The organism is Dehalococcoidia bacterium, from assembly GCA_041653995.1.
Taxonomy (GTDB): Bacteria; Chloroflexota; Dehalococcoidia; order GIF9; family UBA5629; genus CAIMUM01.
This window is the reverse complement of record JBAZEK010000050.1, coordinates 1-3,737: the sequence shown is the minus strand read 5'-3', so window position 1 is coordinate 3,737 and position 3,737 is coordinate 1. Positions and strand designations below refer to the sequence as shown.

Genomic DNA, 3,737 nt, shown 5'->3' with positions numbered 1-3,737 from the left:
AGTCTTTGGTGGCCTGTCGCATGGGGATTCCCTCAAGGGCGAAGACTTCCGCAGTAGACTGCCCAGAGTCTCTAGAAGGAGTCCAGGCGTCTGTGTCGGCCACTGTGTATTCGATTTCTTCAGGTGATCCGTCGTCATGCTTCGATAACCTCTTTATCTCGTCCGCTTGCTCTTTGTCGGTAGTCCGGTGCGGGTAGTACTCTCGATAGCAGACAGCCCATCCATCAGGACTGATAGCGTACCACTTCATGCAGGCGTAGGAGGAGAATCCAGGGTCGTATACCCTGACCCTCTTCCATTCCTTCGGTGGCCGCCAATTCTTCAGTATGTGAACGTCCTCGTTCCACTCCTCGAAGAACGCGCCCTCGCCGACACTAAACGCCTCTTCGAAGGTACAGTTGTGAACTAGGATTCCATTTGCCCCGAAGGCATGGAGGGGGCCGTCGATTGTTAAGTCGTATACCCTGTGAATGCCAGCATCCTCAATGGCTGCCACATAGTCAATACCCACGGGACGTCTGCGAGAACGCCTTCTCCTGCTCAGTAAATGTTCTGCGATGCCCCGTTTCCTTGCTGAGCGAAAACCAATCTCTTCGCAGAACTTGACACTATCAGGAGCAGATAGCCACAAGACGCGCCCAGTGTACTTGTGCCCGTCGGGATGAATCTTGTCTGCGCATCTGATCGATGACTCAATGCCAAAGGCCAGCAGCAATGTTTGAACGTCGCGCAGGAAGTTCTCATACTTCGAAAACAGTGTTACGGTGCTTTGGTATTTGTAGGCGCATCCATCCGATTCAAAGAGGGCAGACAGGAATTCCCTGACAACCTCGTGTGGGCTGCGCAGAATCGCTGGGGGGACGCACACCTTGCGCATCCATCTTTCAGGATCTCCTTTTGCTCCCGCCCTCCTGAGTGCGCCCAGTCTGTATAGTAGGGGAAACCACTCTTTGTCGTTTGAGCGGAGGTTAATACACCCCTTCTTACTTCCCGTCAGTCTACGTGTTGGCTCATGTCCAACCAATGAGACGCATAATCCAGAAATCTCATTAGCGACATCTTCATCAAGAGCACAGCATGCAAAATCAACGGTGGTACTGCCCTTGGCGTCGCGCCTGTATGAGCCATCGCCCATGTAGTAGCCGAGAAACCGAGCCATGTCCAGTCCGATCTGGGTTGAACAGGTATAGGCAGGAATGTTGTTCCAGACAAGTGAGTAGGCATGCTCAGCAAGAATGGGCTGGCTAAGACATAGCGCGTCACCGACTTTGAGCAGATTGGCTGGCACAAAACCCGCAGGGGTCTTTACTCGGTGGTCCGGCGTGACAATCAACTGCCTGCCAGTATCAGTCGAAATCCTTATTGTCGGACGTTCTCCCTTGTCGAGGAGTGCTTTTGCTGCACCAGTCTCTGTTCTCGTCGCGTCAGCAGCATCTTCGATGGGGATTATGCCTTTGTCCGTTGACACGAGAGTTCCAGCGGCGACACACGGGTATTCGGCCCTGTACGTGTTGGGCAAGTCCTGCTTCGTCTTCTCGTACCATTCTTTCGTCCGTCGGGGATCGGCAAACCACGGCAAGAAGACGAGGATGAAGTTGTTCAAACCGGCCCTTGCTTTCAAACATATCTCCTCGAACAGCGTTCCCCTCTTGGCCGTTGAAAGACCAATGACCTGACCACCTGTCGGACGGTTGATTGTCGGGTACGCCGCAGAGTAGATCTCCTTCGCGTACTCTTGGAACGCCCACTCATCGAGTATCACAAGGGACGCGGTAAACGAACGTCCCGCTCCCGGAGCGGACGCCATCGCCAGGAAGGTAGAGGGTTCCGCGCCCGCGTGAGATATAGTCACGGTGAGGGTCGTGGCTTCCCACGTCGGGCGCGGATATAGGGGGGGTGCTTGGGATTTTTCGATAGTAATCCACTTCGGCAAATGACGGAGGATGAACACGACGCGCCGCACTAACTCCTTCGCGTCCGGCGTCTCTTTCTGCGACAAAGCGACAACAGAGAAGCCGGGTGTGAATATCATCTTCCACACGGCATATGACAAAGCGAGCCAGGTCAAACCCAACTGCCTTGCCTTCAAGACGACAATGAGACGGTCGTCGATGAATGCGTTTACTGCTTCAACCTGCTTCTCCCACAACTTGAATGGTATCGCCAAACCCGACACGTCGCGGTCCTCGATCTGCACCCATCGTTCGATGAAGGTGCGGCAGTCCGCTTTCGCGTCGAGCCACCATCCCTGAATCTTCTTGGCAATCTGTAGGTCGTTCATGGGTTCACCTCAAAAAAATAGAAGCCCCCAACCTTTGCGGTCAGGGGCTTCGTGAGCCTCACGTAGAAATCTGATTTATCGTCTTACACCTTGGGCACTTCACTTCAATCTCAGTAGGCGGCGGTTTCTCTCGAATCAATAGGAGCAGTTTGCCGCAGTTCACACAGCGGATCTCCTCCACCCTACCAACTCCTCCACGTCGCTCTCAGCGCCTCAGCCTGCTTTAGAGGATCTTCGTCGTAGTAGTTTGTCTTCAGCAGGATCAGCCTCGGTTGTATTGACTCAGCCACAGGACAGTGCGCCTTGTACTGACCGAACGCAGGTTCTTGATACGTCAGTCTCCATGCGGCGTAGAACGGGTCACCGCCTAATTGGATGAACCTCCGTCGAAACTCCTGCCACGAACATGGCGCATCTTCGCTCAACAGGATGGGATAACACCAATACGTGTGCGTGTGTCCCTCGGGAACATACTGTGGTATGAGCCAATCACACCCCTCAATAGCCATTGAGTAGAGCCGCGCCGCATCCAACCGCACTGACAGCAGTTCCTCCATTCGCTCGGTCTGCCCTAAAAGAACAGCAGCCTGTAGGTCGGACATGCGGTAGTTGTAGCCTATCATCGCGTGACGCGCATAGTTGGGGTCCTGGATCGTGTCCTTCGTGATACGACCCTGCTTCGCCGACAGAGAAGCGTAACCCAATCCACTGAACTGTCGCATGCGGTTGGCTAGATCCTCGTCGTTTGTAAGGAGGATGCCACCCTCGCCTGCGGTGAGATGCTTACTGCTCTGAAAGGAGAAGGAGGCGGCGTGACCGAATACGCCCATGCCGGGTTCGACGCACTCAGCATCATCTTCCAGCACAAACAGGTCTTTCAGGCAGTCCAGCCTGACAAGTGAATCAAGCAGCCCGAAAATCGTCACGGGTATGACCGCCTTCGTTCGCTTGGTGAGCGGCCATTTGTCGGGGCTGAGTAACCATGTCTTAGGATTGATGTCCCCCCACACCGGGGTCGCCCCGCACTGTACCACCGCCATTGCGGTTGAAGCCATCGTTAAGGGTGGCACTATCACCTCATCGCCGGGACCTACACCCGCCGCCGCCAATGCGGTGTGCAGCGTGGCTGTGCCGTTGACGCAGGCTACGCCATACTTCGCGCCTATCTTGCGAGCGAACGCCTCTTCGAACCGTCGAACCATCGTGCCCGCATACGACGTGCGGAGTTGGTTGCGGAGCACCTCGTTGACGTAGGAGCGTTCGAGATCGGTTATCCTCACTCTCTCCCCTCCCCCAACACTCACATGTTAATGCAGAACTCGCTCACCCAACCCCTCCCCTTATCTCCCTCATCCTGAACCCCTCCGACAGTCTCGCGTACAACTCTCTCGCTCTCTCCAGGTCCTCCGGCGTGTCCACCGTCAACCGAATGTGTCCTTCGTTGCGGTCGTTCTTC

Annotated in this window: 3 protein-coding genes; all 3 read right to left on the bottom strand. The window is 55.1% G+C overall.

The annotated features are described in order from the left end of the window. A partial coding sequence (locus WC359_15170; GenBank protein MFA5401791.1) for an LAGLIDADG family homing endonuclease occupies positions 1–2,281 on the bottom strand: 2,281 nt, incomplete at its 3' end. Positions 2,282–2,339: 58 nt separating this feature from the next. Further along, positions 2,340–2,462, bottom strand: a complete 123-nt coding sequence (locus tag WC359_15165) for a Com family DNA-binding transcriptional regulator (protein ID MFA5401790.1) — start codon at positions 2,460–2,462, stop codon at positions 2,340–2,342. A gap of 1 nt (position 2,463) precedes the next feature. Then, positions 2,464–3,561: a DegT/DnrJ/EryC1/StrS family aminotransferase gene (locus tag WC359_15160; GenBank protein ID MFA5401789.1), complete on the bottom strand. Its 1,098-nt coding sequence runs from the start codon at positions 3,559–3,561 to the stop codon at positions 2,464–2,466. Positions 3,562–3,737 lie beyond the last annotated feature (176 nt).